The following is a 26,904-nucleotide window of genomic DNA, read 5'->3' on the forward strand; positions in this document are numbered from 1 at the left end:
GCCGTTTCTCATGCAAAGCGGCAGGTTGGCTGTACAGCAGCAAGCTTAGGTAATTGAAGCGGATGACGCGCAGCATGCGCTGCGCGTTACAGGATCAGGCGTGCGCCACCGGCGTTGGATGATGCCCGGCTTTGCGCAGCAGGGTCAGCAGATAGATAAACGACACGCTGGCGATCATGATAAACAGCAGGTTATCCGAGAAGTTCTGCATCAGCATCGCCGTCAGCGTCGGGCCCAGCAGGCTGCCGATGGTATAGCTCATCAGCAGCGCCTGGTTCATCGCCACCAGCTGATGGTGCTCCACTTTCTCACAGGCCCAGGCCATCGCCACCGGATACAGCGTGAAACCGGATGCCCCAAGCACAAACAGCGCCGGCGCCATTGCCGCCTGGCTGAGCATCGCCAGACATCCCAGAATCACCACAAAAACCTGCACCCGCAGCACCAGCAGGCGACCGTAGCGGTCTGCCAGCCGCCCTACCGGCCATTGGCCGAGGATCCCCGCGCTCACCATCACCGCCATCCAGAAGCCAATGCCGGCGTCGCTGACGCCCTGATGGTTCAGCCACAGCGGCATCAGGCCATACAGCGAACCGAGGACAATCCCCGAGATAATACAGCCATTGACCCCGTGGCGCGCCTGGCGCAGCTTAAGCATCGGCCAGATCCGTACCGTTTCATGCGGCTCTTCGGCCTGCCCCATAATGCGGGTAAACAGCAGCGGCAGGATCGCCGCCAGCGCCAGGCCCGTCACCCACGGCAGGACGCTCATTAAATCTGTGGGTAGTTTACTGACCATCAGCTGGCCCAGTACGGTCCCGACGTAATAAACCATCATGTACGCCGCCAGCAGACGACCGCGGCTGCGAGAAGTGCCGCTGCAGACCAGCGCGCTTTCCACTACCACCCAAATCATCGCGCAGCCTACGCCGGCGATAAACCGCCAGCTCAGCCACGTCCAGAAGCCCACGGTGATCCCCAGCCCTACGCAGCCGACGGCGAAGATTAACGACGCGAGATAATAGCTGCGGTTAAACCCCAGGCGCTTGATCACCCAGCCGGCAAGCAACGTACCGGCCAGGTTGCCGGTAAAATAAGATGACCCCACCATGCCGACCTGCCAGGTTGGCATATTTTCATGGGCGAGCCACAGCGGGACGAGCGTATTCAGCACCGCTATCGCCAGGGTCAGTAAAAGCAGGCCACAGAGCAGCATTTGCACTGGCCGGGTGTAGATGGTCATGGGTAAAAACCGTGAGGAATGTTCAGATCGCGAGCGCATCATGCCACCGCTAAAAACATTGTCAATCCACCTGAAATCAGGCCTGACGCGGTTTTGCAGGGCACGATAGAAGTTTTTTATCCACAGAAGGGGGAAAGGTGAGGCAACAAATAATACGCTATTGTTTTTCTTAATTTATTAATAAATCCCGGCGTTAATTTCAGTCGAAAAATTTCATCTATCAACAGCACGTTTTCATCATGCCGGCACGCCTGCGCCGGCATGATGACGCTGATTAACTGGCGATAGCCATCCCGACGGTCATATGCAGACCATAGAATACGCCGCGGCCAATCATCTCTCCCGCCAGCACCAGAACAAACGCCAGGCCGAGCAGCGAGAGCGCCGGCTTGCGGCCGCGAATCTGCGGCACGTACCAGCAGGCCAGGGCCAGCGCCAGCAGCACCACGCGCCAGGCCATAAGCAGCCCATAATCCGGCACCAGGGCGGAGGCCTGCTGAATTGAGCTGCGGATGGTGGCAAGTTCACTTCCCTGCATCACGACCACCATAATACTGACCAGCAGCGCCAGCAAACTAACCACCGGCAGCAGGCGCATCGCCCAACCGTCGACGCCTGCGACGCGCAGCAGCAGATAGCCCAGCAGCGGGCCGCCGATAAACAGCGTCAGGAAGAAGCTCAGCGGCGTCCAGACGGTATACCAGGTCGGCACCGTGTCGATGGTGTTATAGACCCGCACCATCATCCAGACGAAGATCACCCCCAGCGCCATGGTCACTACCAGCCACAGGCTACGCAGTCCGGCAGGCAGCTTTTTGCACACGGCCAGCAGCCAGCCAATCCCGCCAATGGCGAAGAAGATCGCCCCGCTGGCTATCTCATTACTCAGCGACGAGGCCCCCACGCGATTGAGCGAGTTAAAGGCCCGCAGCGGCGAACCGAGGTGCATTGTCGAGGCGATAAACCCGATCCCCATCAATACCCACAGGCCGAACATGCTGCCCACCACGCGCTGCTCCTGCTCACGGGGAAGCTTACCCGTCATCAGCGTCAGCGCCAGGACGATGAAGCCGCCCGCGACGCACTGGCCGAAGACCGTAAAGATCATCAGCGGCCATTCATGCCATCCGTTTCCCATCTCACACCTCCTTCGGGTTCGCCAGGTAACCAGTGGTATCGCCACACGGCCGGGCATTGGCGTTAGGTTTGATCACGATGCTCGGCCGGGTAAAGTGCGCCGAAGGCAGCGGCGCCACCGCCGCCAGCTGGCCGTGCTTAGCGCGCAGTTCGGCAATCGGCCCGAAATCGAGCGCCCGCAACGGGCAGGACTCGACGCAGATCGGCTTTTTCCCTTCGGCGACGCGCTCGTGGCAGCCGTCGCACTTAGTCATATGGCCTTTATCGGCGTTATACTGCGGCGCGCCGTACGGACAGGCCATATGGCAGTAACGGCAGCCAATGCAGACCTCTTCGTTGACCACCACAAAACCGTCTTCGCGCTTGTGCATCGCACCGCTCGGGCAGACTTTGGTGCAGGCTGGATCTTCGCAGTGGTTACAGGCGATGGAGAGGTAATAGGCGAACACGTTCTGATTCCAGACGCCGTTATCCTCCTGCCAGTCGCCGCCGGCATATTCATAGATGCGGCGGAAGCTGACCTCCGGGGTCAAATTTTTGTAGTCCTTACAGGCCAGTTCGCAGGTCTTGCAACCGGTGCAACGGGCGGAATCAATAAAAAATCCATACTGAGTTGTCATCGGTTACTCCTTACAGCTTCTCAACCTGGACGAGGTTGGTATGCGACGGGTTTCCCTTCGCCAGTGGCGAGGGGCGCTGGGTGGTCAGCACGTTAATGCTGCCCGCCTGATCCACGCGCGAGGCGTCCGGGTTATACCAGGCCCCTTCCCCCAGCGCGACCACGCCGGGCATCATGCGTGGGGTCACCTTCGCTTCGATATGCACTTCCCCACGGTCGTTGAAGATGCGAATGCGATCGCCGTTGGCAATGCCGCGCTGGCGGGCATCGATCGGGTTAATCCACATCTCCTGCCGACAGGCGGCCTTCAGTACATCAACGTTGCCGTAGGTCGAGTGGACGCGAGATTTATAGTGGAAACCGGTCAGTTGTAGCGGGTATTTTGCCGTCAGCGGATCGTTGTAGTTTTCGAAGCCCGGGGTGTATATCGGCAGCGGATCGATGACATCCCCTTCCGGCAGCTCCCAGGTGGCGGCGATATTCGCCAGCGCCTGCGAATAGATTTCAATTTTTCCTGAAGGCGTGGTCAGCGGATTAGCCTGCGGATCCTCACGGAAGGCTTTGTAAGCCACATGGTGCCCTTGCGGATCGCGCTGCTTATAGATGCCCTGCTGACGGAAGGTGTCGAAATCCGGCAGGTCTGGAATCGCTTTGCGCGACTGCTCATACAGATAGCGCATCCAGCCTTCCTGGGTACGGCCTTCGGTAAATTTCTCCTCGACGCCAAGGCGCTTCGCCAGCTCGCTGGTCATCTCATAGATGGTTTTACATTCGAAACGCGGCTTGATGGCCTGGTCGGCAAAAATGACGTAGGACATGTTGCCGCAGGAGGCATCCAGCGCAAAATCCATCTGCTCAGAGGCGGTGCAGTCCGGCAGCAGAATATCGGCGTATTTCGCTGACGAGGTCATATGGCAGTCGATGACCACAATCATCTCGCACTTCTTATCGTCCTGCAGGATCTCGTGGGTGCGGTTGATCTCAGAGTGCTGGTTGATCAGGCAGTTGCCCGCATAGTTCCAGATCATTTTGATCGGCACATCGAGCTTATCTTTGCCACGCACCCCATCGCGCAGGGCGGTCATTTCCGGGCCGCGCTCAATCGCATCAGTCCACATAAACATCGAGATGCTGGTCTGAACCGGATTCTCCAGCGTCGGCATACGTTCAAACGGCAGACTGTAGGAGCCCTCGCGCGCGCCGCTATTGCCGCCGTTGATCCCGACGTTACCGGTCAGAATGGCGAGCATCGCGATAGCCCGGGTGGCGATTTCGCCGTTGGCATGACGCTGCGGCCCCCAGCCCTGGCTGATATAGGCCGGTTTAGCGGTGGCAATTTCCCGCGCCAGTTTAACAATGCGTTCGCGCGGAATACCGGTAATGGTCGAGGCCCACTCCGGCGTTTTGGCGATACCGTCAGTGCCCTCGCCAAGAATGTAAGCTTTGTAATGACCATTGGCTGGCGCACCGGCGGGCAGCGTTTTCTCGTCGTATCCCACGCAGTATTTATCGAGGAACGGCTGATCGACCAGATTCTCGGTGATCATCACCCACGCCAGACCCGATACCAGCGCCGCATCGGTGCCGGGGCGAATCGGGATCCATTCATCTTCGCGTCCGGCGCCGGTGTCGGTATAGCGCGGATCGATAATGATCATCCTGGCATTGGATTTCTGGCGCGCCTGCTCAAGATAGTAGGTCACCCCGCCGCCGCTCATCCGCGTTTCCCCGGGGTTGTTGCCGAACAGCACTACCAGCTGGCTGTTTTCAATATCCGACGGGCTGTTGCCATCTGCCCAACCGCCGTAGGTGTAATTCAACCCGGCAGCAATCTGCGCGGATGAATAGTCGCCGTAATGATTGAGATACCCGCCGCAGCAGTTCATCAGACGGGCAATCAGGGTTTTCCCCGGCGGCCAGGAGCGGGTCAGCGTGCCACCCAGCGTGCCGGTGCCGTAGTTCAGATAGATGGACTCGTTGCCGTAATCTTTAATCAGCCGCTGCGTCGTGCTGGCGATGATATCGAAAGCCTCTTCCCAGCTGATTTGCTCGAATTTACCCTCACCGCGTTTACCTACGCGCTTCATGGGGTATTTCAGCCGATCGGGGTTATAAACCCGGCGGCGCATAGAACGTCCGCGCAGGCAGGCGCGCACCTGATGCAGGCCGTCATAGTTATCGTCACCGGTATTATCGGTTTCAACGTATTTAATCGCGCCATCCACCACGTGCATGCGCAGCGGGCAGCGGCTACCGCAGTTGACGGTGCATGCGCTCCAGACCACCTTCTCACTGGCCGGGGCTGGCGTGTCGGCGGCATGGGCCATACGGGAAAAGGGTAACGTTAGTGCGTTGCTGGCCAGCGCCAGGCCGCCTATTGCCGTGGTTTTCATCAGACCACGGCGGCTTACCTCAGCAGCCAGTAAAGCATCGGGGGCTTTAATTTTCATGGATACTCGCTTTGGTTGCTCACAATAAACTGATAAGCGCTATATAGCCATATATATAATGCTTTGAAATATTATTAGTTTTTTATGCTGATTTAATCCAAAGGGAGTATCACTGCATTCGCGGAAGGGATTATTGCCCGGTATCAATAAGGGTGTAAAAAAAGCGCCCGCAGGCGCTTTTAAGGGAGATGGTAAAAATTAACCGATATATTCGAGGCCGCGCATATACGGGCGCAGGATTTCCGGGATCTCGATACGGCCATCGGCCTGCTGATAGTTTTCCATCAGCGCCACCAGCGTACGACCAACCGCCAGGCCAGAACCATTCAGGGTATGAACGAGACGGGTCTTCTTGTCGGACTTGCTGCGGCAGCGAGCCTGCATACGACGCGCCTGGAAATCCCAGACGTTAGAGCAGGAAGAGATCTCACGGTAGGTGTTCTGCGCCGGGACCCACACTTCGAGGTCATAGGTTTTGCAGGCGCTGAAGCCCATATCGCCGGTGCACAGCGCGACCTTACGGTACGGCAGGCCCAGCAGCTGCAGCACTTTCTCGGCGTGGCCGGTCATCTCTTCCAGCGCCGCCATGGAGTCTTCCGGACGGACAATCTGCACCATCTCAACTTTATCGAACTGGTGCATACGGATCAGACCGCGGGTGTCGCGACCATAAGAACCCGCTTCGGAACGGAAGCACGGCGTATGGGCGGTCATTTTGATCGGCAGATCGTCTTCATCGATAATTTCATCACGCACCAGGTTGGTCAGCGGCACTTCCGCCGTCGGGATCAGCGCGTAGTTGCTGCTGTCAGCCTCTTCTTCCAGCGGGCGAGTATGGAACAGGTCGCCGGCGAATTTCGGCAGCTGGCCGGTGCCATACAGGGTGTCCTGGTTTACCAGGTACGGGACATAGTTTTCGCTATAGCCATGCTGTTCAGTGTGCAGATCCAGCATGAACTGCGCCAGGGCGCGGTGCAGACGGGCCAGCTGGCCTTTCATCACCACGAAGCGCGAACCGGTGAGCTTAACGGCGGCGGCAAAATCCAGCCCGCCGTGCATTTCACCCAGCGTCACGTGATCGCGCACGTCAAAATCGAACTGGCGCGGCCTGCCCCAGCGGCTGACTTCAACGTTGTCGTTTTCGTCACGGCCAACCGGCACGTCATCGTGAGGAATATTCGGGATCGCCAGCGCGATATCGCGGATTTCCGCCAGCAGCGCTTCCAGCTCGGATTTTGCGGCATCCAGCTGTTCGCCGAGTTTGTTCACTTCCAGGCGTAATGGCTCGATGTCTTCCCCGCGCGCTTTCGCCTGGCCAATGGATTTCGATCGGGAGTTGCGCTCCGCCTGCAGGTTTTCCGTTTGCACCTGCAGAACTTTACGACGCTCTTCAAGCGCGCGAAGTTTATCTACATCCAGCTTAAAGCCCCGGCGTGCCAGTTTTTCTGCGACTGCGTCTGGCTCGGTACGCAGCAGATTGGGATCGAGCATGCTTATCCTGTGCTTATCGAATTAAAAAAAGAAAAGTGGCCGCAGGCTACGGCCACGGAAATAGTGTAATAACCTTACCGCAACGCCTCAATTAGCGGTAGCGTTTTATCGGGCTATTTTGATCCTGTTCAGCGAGCCAGGCGAGCTTTTCGCCAATTTTGCCCTCAAGCCCCCGGTTTGTCGGGTGATAATAGCGCGTTTGCGCCATTTCCTGCGGGAAGTACTGCTCGCCGGCGGCGTAGGCGTTAGGTTCGTCATGAGCGTAGCGATACTCCTGCCCGTAGCCCATCTCTTTCATCAGCTTCGTCGGCGCATTGCGCAGATGCACCGGAACGTCATAGTCCGGACGGTCTCGCGCATCGGCCAGCGCCGCTTTAAAGGCGGTGTAGACCGCATTGCTCTTCGGCGCGCAGGCCAGATAGACAATAGCCTGGGCAATCGCCCGTTCGCCTTCCGCCGGCCCGACGCGGGTGAAGCAGTCCCACGCCGATATGGCCACCTGCATCGCCCGCGGATCGGCGTTGCCGACGTCTTCCGAGGCAATCGCCAGACAACGGCGGGCAACATACAGCGGATCGCCCCCGGCGGTGATGATCCGCGCGTACCAGTAAAGCGCCGCGTCCGGCGCGCTACCGCGCACCGACTTATGCAGGGCGGAAATCAAATCGTAGAAACGGTCGCCTTTATTATCAAAGCGCGCGCTGCGCTCGCCGGCGATCTCGGTCAGCAGTTCCGCCTTCAGCACCCGCTTGCCCGCATCATCGCTCTCGGCCATATCGGCCATCATTTCCAGGGTATTCAGCGCCCGCCGCGCGTCGCCGTTCACCAGTTCGGCGATGGCCCTGCGGGTCTCATCCGGCAAAACGATATCCTGGCCGCCGTAGCCGCGGGTTTTATCGTTCATCGCCTGGTCAAGCACCCGCTCGATATCGTCGGTAGTGAGCGATTTCAGTAAATAGACGCGGGCGCGGGAGAGCAGCGCTGAGTTAAGCTCAAAGGAAGGGTTTTCGGTGGTCGCGCCAATAAAAGTGATAGTGCCATCTTCAATATGCGGCAGAAAGGCATCCTGCTGGCTTTTATTGAAGCGATGCACTTCGTCAACAAACAGAATCGTTCGTCGGCCGGCGTTGCGATTCTGCCGCGCGCGCTCAATGGCCTCGCGGATCTCTTTCACCCCGGAGGTCACCGCCGAGATCCTTTCGACATCGGCGCTGGCATAACGGGCGATAACTTCCGCCAGGGTAGTCTTGCCGGTACCCGGCGGCCCCCAGAGGATCATCGAATGCAGGTGCCCGGCTTCGATCGCCCGCGGCAGGGGTTTGCCCGGCGCCAGCAGGTGCTGCTGGCCAATATACTGCGCTAAATTTTCTGGCCGCATGCGAGCGGCCAGAGGTTGAAACGCGTTGTCGGAAAAATCGAGCGACAGATTGCTCACTTTCGCCTCTACTTACGTTGATCGTCCACCGTCACCCCTTTCGGCGGCGTAAAGGTGAACTTAGATGCGTCGACGGCGCCGTTCTGCTGCGATTTCAGCTGATAGCTGCTGCGCTGATCGTCCTGCTCGACGGCGCTGAATTGATGGATGGTGCCGTCCCGACCGACGTTGATCGTGAACTGCTTCAGGTTGCCGCTGCCGCTTTTCGGCGTCAGCACAAAATCATCGCCGTTTTGTTTGATATTGTACTGCTGCCAGTCGCTGGACTGGTTGCGGGCAATCAGCATAAACGGCGTGTTGCTGGTGGCGTCTTTCAGCCAGGTCGCCGTGGCCTGCTCGACGAACGGGTTATAGAACCACAGGGTTTTACCATCCGAAACGAGGACGCTCTCATCCGGCTGGGTCATATGCCAGTTAAACAGATTCGGGCGTTTTACCCACAGGTCGCCCTGTCCGTCCTGCACGGCGTTGCCGCTGCCGTCGGTGACTTTTTGCGTGAAGCTGGCATGGAAGCTGCTCACTTTATCAAGACGGCTTTTTAAGTCACTGGCCGCATCTGCCCAGACCTGGCTGACGACCATACCAGACAGTAATGCACAGGTGATTGCGAGTTTTTTCATTGTTCTTCCTTAATGTGCGTCACTCCCGACGCGGGAGCCTCTTCTGCCCCTAATGTAGGACCGCCAACGGCGGCGGGACAGAAGAATTGGCTGATTTTGCGCTTATTTACCCAACTTTGCACTCATTCAAAGGGCGGCGGCGCCAGTACTTCGCGGTTACCGTTATGGCCCTGCTCGCTGACAATGCCCTGCGCTTCCATCTGTTCGATGATACGCGCGGCACGGTTATAGCCAATGCGGAACTGGCGCTGCACCCCGGAAATCGACGCTTTACGCTTCTCGGTCACAAAGCTGACCGCCTGATCGAACAGCGGATCCAGCTCTTCACCGCCGTCGAAACCGCCGCCGCCGCCTTCGCTTTCGCTGTCGGAGGTAATGCCGTCAACATACTGCGGACGACCGCGGGCTTTCCAGTCCTGAACCACAGCGTGGACTTCCTGGTCGCGAACAAACGCCCCATGGACGCGCACCGGCGTGGTGGAGTTCGGCCCGGAGTAGAGCATATCCCCCATCCCCAGCAGCGATTCCGCACCGCCCTGATCGAGAATGGTACGCGAGTCAATTTTACTCGACACGGTAAAGGCGATACGCGTCGGAATGTTGGCCTTAATCAGACCGGTAATGACATCCACCGACGGACGCTGCGTCGCCAGCACCAGGTGGATCCCCGCCGCACGCGCTTTCTGCGCCAGGCGAGCGATCAGCTCTTCCACCTTCTTACCGACGGTCATCATCAGGTCGGCGAATTCGTCCACCAGCACCACTATGTACGGTAGCTTTTCCAGTACCGGGTGCATGGCGTCCATACTGTCGCCTGGCTTCCAGTATGGATCCGGGATCGGACGGCCCATGCGTGCCGCTTCAGCAATCTTCTCGTTATAGCCCGCCAGATTACGTACGCCCAGCGCCGACATCAGCTTGTAGCGACGTTCCATCTCGTTGACGCTCCAGCGCAGCGCATTGGCGGCGTCTTTCATGTCGGTGACCACTTCCGTCAGCAGATGCGGAATACCTTCGTAGACCGACAGCTCGAGCATTTTCGGGTCGATCATAATGAAACGCACATCTTCCGGCTGCGCTTTGTAGAGCATGCTGAGGATCATGGCGTTGACGCCGACTGACTTACCGGAACCGGTGGTACCGGCCACCAGCAGGTGCGGCATTTTCGCCAGATCGGCCACCACCGGATCGCCGGCGATGTCTTTACCCAGCACCACGGTCAGCGGCGACGGGTTATCACGGAACTTGCTGTTGTCGAGCACTTCACGCAGGTAGACGGTCTGGCGCTTTTTATTCGGCAGCTCAAGCCCGACATACGGTTTACCCGGGATCACTTCCACCACGCGCACGGCGACCGTGGACAGCGAACGCGCCAGATCCCGTGACAGGTTAGAGATTCGCGCCGCTTTGACGCCAGGCGCCAGATTCAGTTCGAAACGGGTGATCACCGGCCCCGGCGAGTAGTTCACCACATCCGCTTTAATGCGGAAGTCGGCGAGTCGCGCTTCCACCAGTCGTGCCATCTGCTCAAGAGCAAAGGTATCGACCGGCTCGACTTCACTGGGCGGCGGCGTGAGCAGATCCAGCGACGGCAGCGGCGTTGTCGGCTTTTGCAGCGGTCGACTATCGCCATTGCGCATCAGCAGCGGGTGGATCAGGCTCTCCTGCGGCGCAGGCGCGGCAGGCTGGTGCCCCTGCGGGGCAACCGGCTGTTGCGGCTGCACGGGCTGCGTCGCAGTCTGGTAAGGCTGCTGCGGCACTGGCTGAGGGTGTACCGGCTGGTGCTGCGCAGGTTGATAACCCTGCTGCGGAGCGGCGGCCGGTTGTTGATAGTGCTGGGCTGGCTGCTGCGGCTGTACTTCCGGTGTCGGCGTAAACAGCGGCTCGCTCGGACCCTCATTGACCAGCGTTTTCATCGGCGAGAATTCATAATCCGCCGGCGAGAACGGATTAGCGCCCGGCGGCTGCTCGGAGGCGTAGCGCTGCTGCTGGGTGGCGGCAAACTGGCGCGCCAGCTCCGCTTCCGCCGCGGCATCGGCGTCATCGTCATCAGTCGAGTTATCGTCTTCCCAGCGATGGCCATAGCGCTGCTGTTGAGTGGCGGCGAACTGGCGAGCCAGCTCATCCTGCTCCATAGCATCCGCTTCCTCATCCGAGAGCAGCTCATCATCATAATGGGGGTCGCGCTCGGCCTGCCGCGCGCGCTGTTCAGCTTCCCGCTGCGACGGTAGCTTGATGCCATAGGAGGCCAGTTCCCGACGCGTCGGGACACGAACGCGATTTGGCCGCGGTAGTTTTGGACCAATGCCCTCTTTCACCTGGACCCGCGGTCCGCTGGAGGCCGGGCTGAACAATGGCGCTGTCGCTGCGGACGCGGCGGTCGCCGTCTTCGCAGCGGCTGCGCCGCCGCTGGCAGCCGTTGCCTGATGCACTCCGGCCGCCACCGCAGAAACTACGGTTGACTCCACGGGCGGTTTGGACGGCGAGGCGGGCGGCGTCAGCGGTTTGGTGGCGATCGGACTTTCCGGCTCCGGAATAGGCTGATACCAGGAAGCCAGCAGCTCGCGTTCGCGCGCCCGCTTCTCTTCCACTTCCTCGAAATAATAGAGCGGCGGACGTTTCACTTCTTCCTGCACGACCTCAGGCTCTGGCTGCGCGGCAGGTACCGGCGCGGGCTCAGGCTGATACGCCTGCGGCGCAGGCTGACCGGCATGCGGATCGTAAGCCGGCTGCTGATACGGTGCAGGTTCGGGTTGATAGCCCTGCGGCGCAGGCTGGACAGCATGCGGATCGTAAACCGGCTGCTGATACGGCGCAGGCTCGGGTTGATACCCCTGCGGCGCAGGCTGAGCAACATGAGGATCGTAAACCGGCTGCTGATACGGCGCCGGCTCTGGATGATACCCTTGCGGCGCAGGCTGACCGGCATGCGGATCGTAAACCGGCTGCTGATACGGCGCAGGCTCGGGTTGATACCCCTGCGGCGCAGGCTGACCGGCATGCGGATCGTAAGTCGGCTGCTGATACGGCGCAGGCTCGGGTTGATACCCCTGCGGAGCCGGCTGACCGGCATACGGATCGTAAACCGGCTGCTGATAAGGCGCAGGCTCGGGTTGATACCCCTGCGGCGCAGGCTGGCCGGCATACGGATCGTAAACCGGCTGCTGATACTGCACTGGCTCAGGCTGATACGCCTGCGGTGCCGGCTGACCGGCATGAGGAGCATAAGCAGGCTGCTGATACGGTGCCGGCTCTGGCTGGTAGGGCTGCGGCGGGTAACCAGCTTCCGGCTGATAAACCGGCGCAGCGCCCTGATGACCAGCCGGTGATTCGGCCCACGGCTGCGGCGCGGCAGTGGCCGCCGCCGCTGCGCCCACCGGCTCAGCGATACTCTGGCCGTTCAGCAACGGATCGTAAGGGTCGAAATCGCCCGGGCGCGCGGCGCTGGCGCCGGAAAACAGTACATCGTCGGCGGCAACAGGCGCACCGCTGGCGCTGTACTGCACTGCCTCTTCCCCGTCATCCATCCGTTTGCCGGAGAAAAGCGCCGCGTCGGTTTTACGCCCCATGGGGTTGGTAAACTTCTCAGCGAGACGTTTACGCCGCGCCAGTGCGCTGCGCAAGATACGGGCGCGACGCGACTCCTGGGGGGTTGCCGCCTCTTCGTCGTCGTACTCTTCATCGTCGTCTTCGTATTCGCCTTCATCGACCCAGGTATCATCCCGACGGGTACGATTGCTGGCAAAGGTGAGTACGGACAGGATGCCGCCGCCCAGTTTTTCCGCAATGCTGACCCACGACCAGCCGGTAAACAGCGTCAGGCCGGCCGCCCAGATGCACAACAGCGCGATGGTGCCGCCGCTGCTGTGCAGCAGCGGTTGCAGGGTGGTGCTGAGCAGGCTGCCAATCACCCCGCCAGAGGCGAAGTACCAGATATCATCGGCGTTAATCGCCGCCAGACCGCAGGAGGTCAGGATCAGGGCTAACGCACCGATGAGGCGCAGCGAAACGGCGAAATAATCAATATATTCGTCATTTTCCTGATGCCGCCAGGCAAACCAGCATCCGCCGATGATGATCACCGGGATGGTGTAGGCCATGACGCCAAAAATGAAAAAGAGGGTATCGGCAAGCCACGCGCCGGGGGCGCCGCCTAAATTATGGATAGGCTCATGCCATGCCGTTTGCGACCAGCTTGGGTCCGAGGGGTTAAAGCTCAGTAATGCCGCCATCAGCCAGATGGCGAAGAGGGAGCAAAGGATGAGCATCGCCTCGAGGAGTCGGCGCCCGCTGCTGAGTTTGGTAAGTTTGACTTCTTTGTCTTCGGTGTATTCCTGGCTCAAGAAAGGCTCTCCAGGTATCAGGCTGTTTCCTGCCTGCTGCTAAAACGGACAACAGCGCCGGGTCTCCCCGGCACTGTTGCTGTATGGATTAACAGGAGTGTAATCAAACTACGTCGAGTTTGCACCTGTTCCGTGTTAGCGCGTCTTAATAACCAGACGATTACTTTGCTTGACTTCTTCCATTACCACATAGGTACGGGTGTCGTTAACGCCCGGCAGGCGCAGCAAGGTCTCGCCCAGTAATTTACGATACGCTGACATATCCGGTACGCGGGTTTTCAACAGATAGTCGAAATCACCGGAAACCAGATGACACTCTTGAATTTCTTCAAGTTTTTGCACTGCGGCGTTAAATTGCTCAAACACATCCGGTGCGCCACGATTCAGAGTAATCTCAACAAATACCAGAAGTGATGCATCCAGATAATGCGGGTTGAGCAGCGCCGTATAGCCCTGAATAAAACCCTGTCTTTCAAGACGACGCACACGCTCAAGGCAAGGCGTCGGAGAAAGTCCCACCCGTTTAGAAAGCTCGACGTTAGAAATTCGCCCATCTTTTTGCAATTCATTCAGGATGTTACGATCAATGCGGTCGAGATCTTTGCCAGGGCGCTTCTTGCTATCTACCATTATTATTGTCTCTCTGTATTCCTTCCCTACTCCTGTTCCGGCTCTGTGCCTTCACTGCCAGAGCCCATCCTGTTATTACCCGTACGACATTGGGTAACCCAGGGGTACGTGAGAAGCCCGTTGCCTGACGGCAGTCACCGACATCACGCATGGCGTCTGTCCACACCATGCGTAGATTTCGTTAACCCGGATAAAAATGGCATTTGCGTGCATGAAAATTCGCCGCACGCCAAATACTGCTTTTCTTCTTCCTTGAATGTTTTCGCAAAAGCACAGGGGATTGTCAAAGCAAAACATCGATTTTTAGTACAAGATGCCAGATATTCATCATCTACCCTGGTTGATTCTCATTTTTTCGTCTTATAATTGTCCCGCCAACAGTAGAAATAGTTATATTCCTTGCCGGGAAAATCGCCAATTCATCGGCCGCTTCTATTGCACACATCGTTAACAAAATCGCTGCGCTCTTTTTTTACGACAACAAATTCCCTACAATCCCAGCCCAATGTATGCCAATTATTATGGGGATCTCATGGGCACAGCCAAACACAGTAAACTGCTTATCCTTGGTTCTGGACCTGCGGGATACACCGCGGCGGTCTATGCCGCACGCGCCAACCTGCAGCCGGTGCTGATCACCGGGATGGAAAAAGGCGGTCAGCTGACCACCACGACGGAAGTGGAAAACTGGCCAGGCGATCCGAACGATTTGACCGGTCCGCTGCTGATGGAGCGCATGCACGAGCATGCCGCGAAATTTGAAACCGAGATTATTTTCGACCATATCAGCCGCGTCGATCTGCAAAACCGGCCGTTCCGTCTGACCGGCGACAGCGGCGAATACACCTGTGACGCGTTGATTATCGCCACCGGCGCTTCCGCCCGTTACCTGGGCCTGCCTTCCGAAGAAGCCTTCAAGGGCCGCGGCGTTTCCGCCTGCGCCACCTGTGACGGATTCTTCTATCGCAACCAGAAAGTAGCGGTGATCGGCGGCGGCAACACCGCGGTTGAAGAGGCTCTGTATCTGTCAAACATCGCCTCTGAGGTACACCTCATCCACCGTCGCGATTCCTTCCGTGCGGAAAAAATCCTCATCAAACGCCTGATGGACAAAGTGGCAAGCGGCAACATCGTGCTGCATACCGATCGCACCCTCGAAGAGGTGACCGGCGACCAGATGGGCGTCAGCGGCCTGCGTCTGCGCGATACCAAAAACAGCGACAACGTCGAGTCCCTGGAAGTAGCCGGTCTGTTTGTCGCCATCGGCCACAGCCCGAACACCGCCATCTTTGAAGGTCAGCTGGAGCTGGAGAACGGCTACATCAAAGTGCAGTCCGGTATCCATGGCAATGCGACCCAGACCAGCATCCCGGGCGTGTTCGCCGCCGGCGATGTCATGGACCATATTTATCGTCAGGCTATCACCTCCGCCGGCACCGGCTGCATGGCGGCGCTGGACGCTGAACGTTACCTCGACGGTCTGGCTGACGCCTGCAAATAATCTTTACAAGTCAGTAACAAAGGTAAAGAAGGCGACGAAAAGTCGCCTTTATTTTTGCCGCGATGTAACATTGCCGTGCCCAATATTCCGATAACGACACCTGCAAAGCGCGCAATGAATAAAACCCGTCAACAAGAGTTAACCCGCTGGTTAAAACAGCAAAGCATTATCTCCCGTCGCTGGTTGATGATTTCCCGCCTCCTTGGCGTGGCGAGCGGTCTGCTGATCGTGGCGCAGGCCTGGTTCCTGGCGCGGATCCTGCATCGAATGGTGATGGAGAATATTCCTGCGACCGCCCTGCTGCTGCCGCTAACCCTGCTGGTGCTGACCTTTGTGCTGCGCGCCTGGGTGGTCTGGCTGCGTGAACGGGTCGGCTTTCAGGCCGGGCAGCATATTCGCTATGAAATTCGCCGCCAGGTGCTCGACCGCCTCCAGCAGGCGGGCCCGGCGTGGATCCAGGGCAAACCGGCTGGCAGTTGGGCTACGCTTATCCTCGAGCAGATCGACGATATGCATGACTATTATGCCCGCTACCTGCCGCAAATGACGCTGGCGGCCTGCGTACCGCTGCTGATCGTTATCACTATTTTCCCGATTAACTGGGCCGCCGCGTTGATCCTCCTCGGCACCGCCCCGCTGATCCCGCTTTTCATGGCGCTGGTCGGGATGGGCGCCGCCGATGCCAACCGGCGTAACTTCAAGGCGCTGGCCCGCCTCAGCGGCCACTTCCTCGACCGCCTGCGCGGCATGGAAACCCTGCGTATTTTTCACCGCGGTCAGGCAGAAATCGATAATATTCGCGACGCCTCGCAGGATTTTCGCCAACGCACCATGGAAGTCCTGCGCCTGGCGTTCCTCTCCTCCGGGGTACTGGAATTTTTCACCTCGCTCTCCATTGCGCTGGTGGCGGTCTATTTTGGCTTCTCATACCTTGGCGAGCTGAACTTCGGCCACTATGGCGCGGGCGTCACGCTGATGGCGGGCTTCCTGACGCTGATCCTCGCCCCGGAATTTTTCCAGCCGTTACGTGACCTGGGCACCTTCTACCATGCCAAAGCCCAGGCCGTGGGCGCCGCAGACAGCCTGAAAACGTTTATGGAAACCCCATTGACCCAGCTGGAGCGCGGCGAAAAAACCTTAAATGACAACGATCTGATTGGCGTGGAAGCGCGCGACCTGCTGATTAAATCTCCCGAAGGGAAAGTCCTGGCCGGGCCGCTTAACTTTTCACTGCCTGCAGGCGCGCGGGTGGTGCTGGTGGGTCAGAGCGGCTCCGGGAAAAGTTCACTGCTGAACACCCTGCTCGGCTTTTTGCCCTATGAGGGTTCGCTGAAGGTCAATGGCGTGGAGCTGCGCGAGCTGGACGCCGATCGCTGGCGTCGCCTGTTAAGCTGGGTGGGGCAGAATCCCCAGCTTCCTGCCGCCACGCTGCGGGAAAATGTGCTGCTGGCGTGGCCGGAAGCCAGCGATGCCCAGCTTCGACTGGCGCTGGACAAGGCCTGGGTGAGCGAGTTTATCGCTCTGCTGCCGGATGGGATCCATACCGCCGTGGGCGATCAGGCGGGCCGTCTGTCGGTCGGCCAGGCGCAGCGTATCGCGGTCGCCCGCGCGCTGTTGGTGCCGTGCCGCCTGCTGCTGCTAGATGAACCCGCCGCCAGCCTCGACGCCCACAGCGAACAACGGGTCATGCAGGCATTGACCCACGCCTCCACCCAGCAAACCACGCTGCTGGTTACCCATCAGCTTGAGGGACTGGCGGACTGGGATGCCGTCTGGGTGATGCAGGACGGACAGATTATCGAACAAGGCGACTACGCCACGCTGGCCCGCGCCGGCGGGGTCTTCTCGGCGCTGCTGGCCCATCGTCAGGAGGAGATTTAAATGCGCGCGCTCTTACCCTATCTGGCACTGTACAAACGCCACAAATGGATGCTGCTGCTCGGCATCGTACTGGCTATTGTGACCCTGCTGGCCAGTATCGGCCTGCTGACGCTCTCCGGCTGGTTTCTCTCCGCCTCTGCGGTGGTGGGCGTCGCCGGGATCTACAGTTTTAACTATATGCTGCCCGCCGCGGGCGTCCGCGGCGCAGCGATTATCCGGACCGCCGGACGCTACTTCGAGCGTCTGGTCAGCCACGACGCCACCTTCCGCGTGCTACAGCACCTGCGCGTCTTCACCTTCAGCAAACTACTCCCCCTCTCTCCGGCGGGGCTGGCGCGCTTTCGCCAGGGTGAACTGCTCAACCGCGTGGTAGCCGACGTCGACACCCTGGATCATCTCTACCTGCGGGTCATTTCGCCGCTGGTCGGCGCGCTGGTGGTGATTGTGGTGGTGACCTGCGGATTAAGCCTGCTCGATGTCACCCTCGCGCTAACGCTCGGCGGTATCATGCTGGTGACCCTGCTGGTTATGCCGCCGCTGTTCTATCGCGCCGGTAAACCGGCCGGAGAGAGTATGACCCAGCTGCGCGGCCAGTATCGGCAACAGCTTACCGCCTGGCTGCAGGGCCAGGCGGAGCTGATGGTGTTTAACGCCAGCGACCGCTATCGCGCGCAAATGGAAAAGACCGAGCTCAGTTGGCAGGAGGCGCAGCGTCGCCAGGCCGAGCTGACCGCGCTTTCGCAGGCGCTGATGCTGTTGATCGGCGGTATCGCCGTGGTGGCCATGCTCTGTCTGGCCTCAGACGGCGTCGGCGGCAACAGTCAGCCCGGGGCGCTGATCGCCCTGTTCGTCTTCTGCGCCCTGGCGGCTTTCGAAGCCCTGGCGCCCGTCACCGGCGCTTTCCAGCATTTAGGTCAGGTGATCGCCTCCGCGCTGCGGATCTCGCAGATCACTGACCAGCAGCCGGAAGTCTCCTTCGTCGAGGGCGAGGCCAGCAAGCCTGCGCAGGTGGCCTTAGCTTTCAGGCAGGTCACCTTCCGCTACCCGCAGCAGTCCTCCCCCGCTCTGGAGAACATCTCCCTGCAGATTGCCGCCGGGGAACATATTGCTATTCTTGGCCGAACCGGCTGCGGAAAGTCGACGCTGTTGCAGTTACTCACCCGCGCATGGGATCCGGCGCAGGGTGAAATATTGCTCAACGACCAGCCGCTGTCCGGGCTCAGCGAAGCCACCCTGCGGCAGTCAATGAGCGTGGTGCCGCAGCGCGTGCACCTGTTCAGCGCCACCCTGCGCGACAACCTGCTGCTGGCGGCGCCTGAGGCTGATGACACTCTGCTCTGCGCCACCCTTGAGAAGGTAGGCCTGGAAAAACTGCTGGAAGATGGCGGACTTAACGGCTGGCTGGGCGAAGGCGGACGCCAGCTTTCCGGCGGCGAACTGCGCCGGCTGGCCATTGCCCGCGCGCTGCTCCACGATACGCCGCTGATGCTGCTGGACGAACCGACAGAAGGTCTGGATGCGGCCACCGAAAGCCAGATCCTGCATCTGCTGGCGGAAGTCTTACGCGAGAAAACCGTGCTGATGGTCACCCACCGCCTGCGAGGCCTGGCGCGTTTTAATCAGATAATAGTCATGGACAACGGCCAGATAATTGAGCAAGGTAGTCACGCGGAGCTGCTCGCTAAACAGGGCCGGTACTTCCAGTTTAAACAGCGTCTGTAGGCTATTATCTAATTTTTGCTGATGCGTATTGAGGTTAAAATGCGTCTGGTTCAGCTCTCCCGGCATTCTATCGCCTTCCCTTCTCCGGAAGGCGCCCTGCGTGAACCTAACGGCCTGCTGGCGCTCGGCGGCGATCTGAGCCCCGCGCGCCTGCTGATGGCCTATCAGCGTGGTATTTTTCCCTGGTTTTCCCCGGCGACCCGATCCTCTGGTGGTCGCCCGATCCCCGCGCGGTGCTCTGGCCGGAACAGTTCCATCTCAGCCGCAGCATGAAGCGCTTTCATCAGCGTTCGCCCTACCGCGTCACGCTCACCCACGCCTTTGGCGAGGTGATTGAGGGCTGCGCCAGCGATCGTGACGAAGGCACCTGGATAACCAGCAGCATCGTTCGCGCCTACCACCAGCTGCATGAGCTGGGGCATGCCCACTCCATTGAAGTCTGGCAGGAGAATACTCTGGTGGGGGGAATGTACGGCGTGGCACAGGGGGCGCTGTTTTGCGGCGAGTCGATGTTCAGCCGGGCGGAAAATGCCTCCAAAACCGCGCTGCTGGTATTTTGCCAGGACTTTGCGCAGAGCGGCGGTAAATTAATTGACTGTCAGGTGCTGAACAACCATACCGCATCATTAGGCGCGGTGGATATTCCCCGCCGCGATTATCTGGACTATCTGTCAGTATTACGCGGCTACCGTCTGCCCGAGCGATTTTGGGTACCGCGGGTGCTATTTCCGGGCGGACAATAAAATGTTTTCAGCACATTTTGCGTCAGGATGGTATAATTGCGCGGTAGAGTAGCTTCTGCCTGTTGCCCCGCCGCCGTTTGGGAATAATAAGAGTCAGATAACGCCCATCGTTCTGTCACTCCCCTTTACGTTTGCGCCTGTCACGCGGCATAGCCGTGTGTGTCCCGGGCAATGCGCCAAAACTACTTCGGCGATTCATACCCGTCATATTTCCATTGCCGGCGTGCTGACTGCGCGCCTTGCGGCAAGGTGAATGATTCAGGGTAGACACGTAAAACTTTACTTACATGATGAACTTCGGCATTATCTTGCCGGTTCAAAACTACGGTAGTGATACCCCAGAGGACTAGATGGCCAAAGAAGACAATATTGAAATGCAGGGCACCGTACTTGAAACGTTGCCTAACACTATGTTCCGCGTAGAACTGGAAAACGGTCACGTGGTAACCGCGCATATCTCCGGTAAAATGCGTAAAAACTACATCCGCATTCTGACGGGCGACAAAGTGACTGTTGAGCTGACCCCGTACGACCTGAGCAAAGGCCGCATTGTCTTCCGTAGTCGCTGATTATTTTCGCCCTTAAGGCGTCAGATGCTGAAGGCCGGGATAATTCCCGGTCTTTTCATTTCTACCGCCAGCAGGCAAAAAAAAACCGGCCCCTGGCCGGTTTTTTACATTGAAGATATCGCCTTAATGGGCGGCTTCCGGTTTGTGCTTCGGCGCGCTCTGGAAGTCGTAGGTCAGCGTATTTTTCGCGCTGTCCAGAGAGACCGTCACCTGCCCGCCGTCGACCAGCGAGCCAAACAGCAGCTCGTTCGCCAGCGGTTTTTTCAGGTTGTCCTGAATGACGCGTCCCATTGGACGTGCCCCCATTGCCCGGTCGTAGCCTTTTTCCGCCAGCCAGTCGCGCGCTTCCTGGCTGACTTCCAGGGAGACACCTTTCTGATCCAGCTGAACCTGCAGCTCGACGATAAACTTGTCGACAACCTGATGGATCACCGTGGTGGAGAGGTGATCGAACCAGATGATGTTGTCGAGACGGTTACGGAACTCCGGCGTAAAGATCTTCTTGATCTCATCCATTGCGTCCGGACTGTTGTCCTGCTGGATAAGGCCAATCGATTTACGCTCGGTTTCCCGCACCCCGGCGTTGGTAGTCATCACCAGCACCACGTTGCGGAAGTCCGCTTTACGTCCGTTGTTATCGGTCAGCGTGCCGTTGTCCATCACCTGCAGCAGCAGGTTGAACACGTCCGGATGCGCTTTTTCGATCTCATCGAGCAGCAGCACCGCGTGCGGATGTTTTATCACCGCATCGGTCAGCAGCCCGCCCTGGTCGAAGCCGACGTAGCCCGGAGGCGCCCCGATTAAACGACTGACGGTATGACGTTCCATATATTCGGACATATCAAAACGCAGCAGCTCAATACCCAGCGCCTTCGCCAGCTGCACGGTCACTTCGGTTTTCCCCACCCCGGTCGGCCCGGCGAACAGGAATGAACCCACCGGCTTGTGCTCATGGCCCAGCCCGGCGCGCGCCATCTTGATGGCTTCCGTCAGCGCCTCGATGGCCTTATCCTGACCAAAGACCAGCATTTTCAGTCGATCACCAAGGTTTTTCAGCGTATCGCGATCGCTGCGGGAGACGCTCTTCTCAGGGATCCGCGCAATGCGCGCCACCACGGACTCGATATCCGCCACATTGACCGTTTTCTTACGCTTGCTGACCGGCATTAAGCGCGCCCGCGCCCCCGCCTCGTCAATTACGTCAATCGCCTTATCCGGCAGATGGCGATCGTTAATGTATTTCACCGCCAGCTCAACCGCCGCACGCACCGCCTTGGCGGTATAACGCACATCGTGGTGCGCTTCGTACTTCGGCTTCAGGCCGTTGATAATCTGGACGGTCTCTTCCACCGACGGTTCGGTAATATCGATTTTCTGGAAACGGCGGGCCAGCGCACGATCTTTTTCAAAGATGTTGCTGAACTCCTGGTAAGTGGTGGAGCCAATCACCCGGATCTTGCCGCTGGAAAGCAGCGGTTTGATCAGGTTAGCCGCATCGACCTGGCCGCCAGACGCCGCTCCCGCACCGATGATGGTGTGGATCTCATCAATGAACAGGATGCTGTTGGTATCCTGCTCCAGCTGTTTCAGCAACGCTTTAAAGCGTTTTTCAAAATCGCCACGGTATTTCGTCCCGGCCAGCAGAGAACCAATATCAAGCGAGTAGATGGTGCAGTCAGCCATGACTTCCGGCACATCGCCCTGCACAATACGCCAGGCAAGGCCTTCGGCGATGGCGGTTTTACCGACGCCGGATTCCCCCACCAGCAGCGGGTTATTTTTACGCCGACGGCACAGGACCTGAATGGCACGCTCCAGCTCTTTTTCACGGCCGATCAGGGGATCGATGCCGCCAACGCGAGCAAGCTGATTGAGGTTGGTGGTGAAGTTTTCCATACGTTCCTCCCCGCCGGCTTGCTCTTCATTGCCAGGCTGGCTTCCGCTGTTATCGGAAGACTGGCTCGGCTCATCTTTGCGTGTACCATGAGAAATGAAGTTCACCACATCGAGTCGGCTCACTTCATGTTTACGCAGCAGGTAGGCGGCCTGCGACTCCTGCTCGCTGAAAATGGCCACCAGCACGTTGGCGCCGGTCACTTCGCTGCGGCCAGAAGATTGCACGTGGAAAACGGCGCGCTGCAGCACACGCTGGAAGCTCAGCGTCGGCTGGGTGTCGCGCTCTTCTTCCGTGGCTGGCAGGACGGGTGTGGTTTGTTCGATGAAGGCTTCAAGTTCCTGACGCAATGCCACCAGGTCCACTGAACACGCTTCCAGGGCCTCACGGGCCGAGGGGTTGCTTAGCAGAGCCAGCAGCAAGTGCTCGACGGTCATAAACTCATGACGGTGCTCGCGCGCTCTGGCGAAAGCCATATTTAAACTGAGTTCCAGTTCTTGATTGAGCATAGGCACCTCCCCCAATTTTCATGCCTGAATTCAGGCTTTTTCCAGCGTACACAGCAATGGATGCTCGTTCTCCCTCGCGTACTGATTCACCATAGCGACTTTGGTCTCCGCCACTTCCGCGGTAAACACGCCACAAATCGCCTTACCTTCATAGTGAACCGTGAGCATCAGTTGCGTTGCACGTTCAACATCATAAGAAAAGAATTTTTGTAACACGTCAATAACAAACTCCATTGGAGTGTAGTCATCATTGACCAATATCACTTTATACATAGATGGCGGTTTAATCGCATCACGAACTTCGTCGTCAACCAGGTGCTCGAAGTCCAGCCAATCTCTCTTACTCATCGTCAGTGTTCATCATCGGTTGCTGTTGCCAACAGGCGGAGGCCTGTCGATGACCAGAGGTTATGCTCATCACAAATCTACAACAGATCATAGATAACTATCATCTATCGCTTCTATCCGCGACGGCTGTCACATTCCCCGGCAATAGCGTTAACTGCTTCAAATTTTGACGCATTTTTCGCCGTTCCCCCTCCTCAATCGCTTGACGCGTTTTCGTATTTCTCTAAATTGTAGTGGCGAGAGTTGGCGAGCAATTGAACAACTCGTCACTCCACCACCGGTTCATTCCATCTTACTAATAAAGATTTACGAAGGATGTCGAAGTATGGAAATGGGTACTGTTAAGTGGTTCAACAATGCCAAAGGGTTCGGTTTTATCTGCCCTGAGGGCGGCGGCGAAGACATTTTCGCCCATTACTCCACCATCCAGATGGATGGTTACAGAACGCTAAAAGCCGGACAAGCCGTTCGGTTTGATGTTCACCAGGGGCCAAAAGGCAACCACGCCAGCGTGATCGTCCCTGTGGAAGCGGAAACGGCTGCATAACTCTTTTGCTTCATTGTGTACATCCTGCTAATAAAATGCCAGTCCTTCTGACTGGCATTTTTATTTCTCATCCCGACTACTCCCGCGCCAGGGCATCCACCGGATCGAGCCGCGCCGCATTGCGCGCCGGCAGCCAGCCAAACAGCACCCCGGTTAACGTCGAACAGAGAAACGCCGTCACCAGCGCCAGCGGCGAAAAACCGATCTCCCAGCCCGGGAGAAACAGCTGAAGAATAAACGCGATCATCAGCGACAACGTTACCCCCAGCGCGCCGCCGACCAGGCAAACCAGCACCGCCTCGATGAGGAACTGCTGCAGCACATCGCTGGCCCGCGCGCCAACCGCCATGCGGATGCCGATCTCCCGCGTCCGTTCGGTCACCGACACCAGCATAATATTCATTACGCCAATCCCGCCGACCACCAGGGCAATCACCGCCACCAATGTCAGGAACAGCTGTAAGGTATGTGTGGTCCTTTCGGCGGTTTTCAAGACGCTGTCCATATTCCAGGTGAATACATCTTTTTTACCATGCCGCAGCTCCAGCAGACGCAGCAGCTGTTTCTCTGCGGTTTCACTGTCGTAGCCTTCATGAACGCGCACAGTGATGGAGTTCAGCCACGACTGGCCCATTACTCTTCCCGCCATGGTGGTGTAGGGCAACCAGACGCGGAGAATTTTGCTGCTGCCGAACATCGACTGCTTTTCATCCGCAACGCCAATCACCGTGGCCGGCATATTGCCCACCAGAATCACCTCGCCCACCACTTTCGCTTTATTGGGAAACAGCTGCCGACGGGTATTGCTGTCGAGCACTACCACCTGTGCCCGACTGTTGAGCTGCAGTTCATTGAAGGTATTGCCTTCGCTAAAGGTCATGCCGTAGACATTAAAATACTGTGGACCGACCCCCTCCGCACTGGCGGCAACGTCAATATTGTTGGCGCGCAGGCGCAGGCTTTTTGAAACCGCCGGCGTGGCGGAGCGCACCCACGGCTGCTTCTGGATCGCCAGCAAATCGTCATACTTCAGCGCCTGCTGGTAGCGCGGGTCGTCGTCGCCAAAATCCTTACCAGGATACACATCAATGGTATTGGTGCCGATGGCGCGAATATCTGCCAGCACCATCTGCTTGGCGGCATCCCCCACCACCACGATCGACACCACCGAGGCAATACCGATAATAATGCCGAGCATGGTCAGCAGGGTACGCATTTTATTCGCCGCCATCGCTCTCCAGGCCATCACCAGCGCTTCGCGAAAGCCGCTGGTAAACTGACGCCACGCCGAAGGCTCCGCCTGCGGACGGGCGCGCAGTCCGCCGCCCTGGCGGCTGGCGGGCGGGTTGCGGACGATCTCGCCATCGCGGATCTCGACGATCCGCTCCGCCTGAGCGGCGACCTGCGGATCGTGGGTCACAATGATGACCGTGTGCCCCTGCGCTTTTAGCTGGTGCAGGATCGCCATTACCTCTTCGCCGGAATGGCTGTCCAGCGCGCCGGTGGGCTCATCGGCGAGGATCACTTCCCCACCGTTCATCAGGGCGCGGGCGATACTGACCCGCTGCTGTTGGCCGCCGGACAGCTGCGACGGCTGATAGTCGGCGCGATCGCCAAGCCCCAGGCGCGCCAGCAGCTCATGCGCGCGCGCCAGGCGCGCGCGCCGTTCACTGCCGGCATACACCGCCGGCACTTCGACATTCTGCGCGGCGGTCAGATGGGACAGCAGATGGTAGCGTTGAAAGATAAAGCCAAAGTGTTCCCGCCGCAGACGGGCCAGCGCATCGCCATCCAGCTGCGCGATATCGGTTCCCGCCACCCGATAGGTGCCGCTGGTGGGTTTGTCGAGGCAGCCAAGGATATTCATCAGCGTCGATTTTCCCGAGCCGGAGGCCCCGACGATCGCCACCATCTCCCCGGCATGGATACTGAGGGTGATCCCCTTGAGGACCTCAACGCTGCCGTCGCCGGAAGGATAGCTGCGACGAATATCACGCAGCTCGAGCAGGGCCGTCATTTTGCCGCCCCGCTCGCGCTCTCGCCGACGATCACCTCATCCCCCTCTTCAAGTCCCTGCACCACCGCGACGTCGGTATCATTGCGCGCGCCAATGACAATCTCACGCTCTTTGACCTCGCCGGTACGCAACAGCCGGACGTGGTAGCGGTTATCACCGACCGCATCACCCAGGGCGCTCAGCGGGATGGTGATCACGTTCTTCACCTCGGCCAGTTGGATATGCACCTGCGCGGTCATGTCGAGGCGCAGAATTCCCTGCGGGTTCGGGACCTCGAAGCGGGCATAATAGAAGATGGCGTCGTTGACTTTTTCCGGCGTCGGCAGAATGTCCTTCAGCTTGCCTTCATAGCGAGTTAGCGGGTCGCCCAGCACGGTAAACCACGCCTTTTGTCCCGGTCTGAGGTGGATGACATCCGCTTCGGAGACCTGCGCTTTCACCAGCATGGTGCTGAGGTCCGCCAGGGTCAGAATGTTCGGCGCCTGCTGGGCAGCGATCACCGTCTGTCCCTGCAGGGTAGTAATTTGCGTCACTTCACCAGCCATCGGCGCCAGGATCCGCGTGTAGTCGAGGTTGGTCTTCGCCGTGTCGAGCGTTGCCTGGTTGCGCTTAATTTGCGCTTCAATGGTGCCGATTTGCGCCTGTTTCACCGCCAGGTCGGTGGCCGCGGTATCGAGGTCTTGTCGCGAGACCAGCTGGCGCTGCGCCAGCTGCTGCTGACGGGCCAGGGTCACCTGCGCCAGCTTACTCTCCGCGCGCGCCTGATTGAGCTGGGCGCGCAGCTCCATCAACGTCGCTTCCACCTCTTTGATCTGGTTTTGCGCCTGCTCAGGATCGATAACCCCCAGCAGTTGGTCCTTTTTGACCTTATCGCCGATATTCACGTGCAGCGTCTTCAGCTGTCCGCTGACCTGGGCGCCGACGTCAACTTTTCGCAGGGCATCCAGCTTGCCGGTGGCCAGCACGCTCTGCTGGAGATCGCCTTTGCGCACCACCAGCGTCTGGTAGTGCGGTAGCGGCGCATTGAGAATCCGCCATCCCCAGACAGCCAGACCCAGCACAACGATCGCCAACAGCCACCAGACGGTCCTGCGTTTTCCCTTCACTTTCATATTCCGATTCCTGCTGTTTCCCTGCCGCTCCAGGCGGTGATTCTATCGAAACCCGTCGGCAACAGGACACCCATTTTTCGCGCCAATGATGTT

Annotated in this window: 18 protein-coding genes and 1 pseudogene; 6 read left to right on the forward strand and 13 right to left on the reverse strand. The window is 58.7% G+C overall.

Annotated elements, in window-relative coordinates:
* Positions 1 to 94 precede the first annotated feature (94 nt).
* The 9 genes from MKS11_RS10560 to lrp form a co-directional block, all read right to left on the reverse strand.
* The gene (locus MKS11_RS10560) at positions 95 to 1,243 is read right to left on the reverse strand and encodes an MFS transporter (protein ID WP_004201378.1); all 1,149 of its coding nucleotides are present in this window, start codon (positions 1,241 to 1,243) and stop codon (positions 95 to 97) included.
* Between the two features lie 274 nt (positions 1,244 to 1,517).
* A complete protein-coding gene (locus MKS11_RS10565) occupies positions 1,518 to 2,381 on the reverse strand; it encodes a dimethyl sulfoxide reductase anchor subunit family protein (RefSeq protein WP_087771564.1) in 864 nt (287 codons plus the stop codon).
* A 1-nt stretch (position 2,382) separates the two neighbouring features.
* Complete coding sequence (locus MKS11_RS10570; protein WP_004201375.1) at positions 2,383 to 3,000, reverse strand: DMSO/selenate family reductase complex B subunit; 618 nt, start codon at positions 2,998 to 3,000, stop codon at positions 2,383 to 2,385.
* 10 nt (positions 3,001 to 3,010) lie between these two features.
* Complete coding sequence (gene dmsA / locus MKS11_RS10575) at positions 3,011 to 5,449, reverse strand: dimethylsulfoxide reductase subunit A (protein WP_048294441.1); 2,439 nt, start codon at positions 5,447 to 5,449, stop codon at positions 3,011 to 3,013.
* A 198-nt stretch (positions 5,450 to 5,647) separates the two neighbouring features.
* On the reverse strand, positions 5,648 to 6,940 hold the full coding sequence (gene serS, locus MKS11_RS10580) for a serine--tRNA ligase (RefSeq protein ID WP_087771565.1): 1,293 nt from the start codon (positions 6,938 to 6,940) through the stop codon (positions 5,648 to 5,650).
* Positions 6,941 to 7,031: 91 nt separating this feature from the next.
* Positions 7,032 to 8,375, reverse strand: a complete 1,344-nt coding sequence (gene rarA / locus MKS11_RS10585; RefSeq protein ID WP_004201370.1) for a replication-associated recombination protein RarA — start codon at positions 8,373 to 8,375, stop codon at positions 7,032 to 7,034.
* Positions 8,376 to 8,383: 8 nt separating this feature from the next.
* Complete coding sequence (gene lolA / locus MKS11_RS10590) at positions 8,384 to 8,995, reverse strand: outer membrane lipoprotein chaperone LolA (RefSeq protein WP_004201368.1); 612 nt, start codon at positions 8,993 to 8,995, stop codon at positions 8,384 to 8,386.
* Between the two features lie 122 nt (positions 8,996 to 9,117).
* A complete protein-coding gene (gene ftsK / locus MKS11_RS10595; protein WP_284109525.1) occupies positions 9,118 to 13,338 on the reverse strand; it encodes a DNA translocase FtsK in 4,221 nt (1,406 codons plus the stop codon).
* A 135-nt stretch (positions 13,339 to 13,473) separates the two neighbouring features.
* Entirely contained in the window at positions 13,474 to 13,968 is a 495-nt protein-coding gene (lrp, locus tag MKS11_RS10600; RefSeq protein WP_000228469.1) for a leucine-responsive transcriptional regulator Lrp, read from the reverse strand.
* A gap of 532 nt (positions 13,969 to 14,500) precedes the next feature.
* On the opposite strand from lrp, the gene trxB reads away from it, so the two are divergent.
* From trxB to infA, 5 genes and pseudogenes are all read left to right on the forward strand, one after another.
* A complete protein-coding gene (gene trxB / locus MKS11_RS10605) occupies positions 14,501 to 15,469 on the forward strand; it encodes a thioredoxin-disulfide reductase (RefSeq protein WP_002898019.1) in 969 nt (322 codons plus the stop codon).
* 114 nt (positions 15,470 to 15,583) lie between these two features.
* Positions 15,584 to 17,350 (forward strand): heme ABC transporter permease/ATP-binding protein CydD, encoded by a 1,767-nt coding sequence (cydD, locus tag MKS11_RS10610; RefSeq protein WP_087771567.1) that lies wholly within the window; start codon positions 15,584 to 15,586, stop codon positions 17,348 to 17,350.
* Positions 17,351 to 19,072, forward strand: a complete 1,722-nt coding sequence (cydC, locus tag MKS11_RS10615; RefSeq protein ID WP_284109526.1) for a heme ABC transporter ATP-binding protein/permease CydC — start codon at positions 17,351 to 17,353, stop codon at positions 19,070 to 19,072. It abuts the gene before it with no gap.
* Positions 19,073 to 19,111: 39 nt separating this feature from the next.
* Positions 19,112 to 19,815 (forward strand): annotated as a pseudogene (gene aat / locus MKS11_RS10620) (leucyl/phenylalanyl-tRNA--protein transferase).
* Positions 19,816 to 20,165: 350 nt separating this feature from the next.
* Positions 20,166 to 20,384, forward strand: coding sequence for a translation initiation factor IF-1 (infA, locus tag MKS11_RS10625; protein ID WP_001040187.1), 219 nt, complete (start codon positions 20,166 to 20,168; stop codon positions 20,382 to 20,384).
* 123 nt (positions 20,385 to 20,507) lie between these two features.
* Here infA and clpA read toward each other — a convergent pair whose 3' ends face one another.
* Together clpA and clpS are read right to left on the reverse strand one after the other, a co-directional pair.
* Positions 20,508 to 22,787 carry an ATP-dependent Clp protease ATP-binding subunit ClpA gene (gene clpA, locus MKS11_RS10630; RefSeq protein ID WP_004201360.1) on the reverse strand — a complete coding sequence of 760 codons (2,280 nt, stop codon included), beginning with the start codon at positions 22,785 to 22,787 and terminating at the stop codon, positions 20,508 to 20,510.
* A 30-nt stretch (positions 22,788 to 22,817) separates the two neighbouring features.
* Positions 22,818 to 23,135 (reverse strand): ATP-dependent Clp protease adapter ClpS, encoded by a 318-nt coding sequence (gene clpS, locus MKS11_RS10635; RefSeq protein ID WP_002896520.1) that lies wholly within the window; start codon positions 23,133 to 23,135, stop codon positions 22,818 to 22,820.
* 325 nt (positions 23,136 to 23,460) lie between these two features.
* Between clpS and cspD the strand changes: the two genes are divergently transcribed.
* Entirely contained in the window at positions 23,461 to 23,682 is a 222-nt protein-coding gene (gene cspD, locus MKS11_RS10640; protein WP_002896516.1) for a cold shock-like protein CspD, read from the forward strand.
* A gap of 76 nt (positions 23,683 to 23,758) precedes the next feature.
* Here cspD and macB read toward each other — a convergent pair whose 3' ends face one another.
* Both macB and macA read right to left on the reverse strand, forming a co-directional pair.
* Positions 23,759 to 25,699: a macrolide ABC transporter ATP-binding protein/permease MacB gene (macB, locus tag MKS11_RS10645; RefSeq protein ID WP_004201358.1), complete on the reverse strand. Its 1,941-nt coding sequence runs from the start codon at positions 25,697 to 25,699 to the stop codon at positions 23,759 to 23,761.
* On the reverse strand, positions 25,696 to 26,811 hold the full coding sequence (macA, locus tag MKS11_RS10650) for a macrolide transporter subunit MacA (protein ID WP_004201357.1): 1,116 nt from the start codon (positions 26,809 to 26,811) through the stop codon (positions 25,696 to 25,698). Before macA ends, macB begins: the two co-directional genes overlap by 4 nt.
* Positions 26,812 to 26,904 lie beyond the last annotated feature (93 nt).

The sequence above is a fragment of the Klebsiella sp. K5-45 genome (assembly GCF_030128605.1).
Lineage (GTDB): Bacteria > Pseudomonadota > Gammaproteobacteria > Enterobacterales > Enterobacteriaceae > Klebsiella > Klebsiella quasipneumoniae.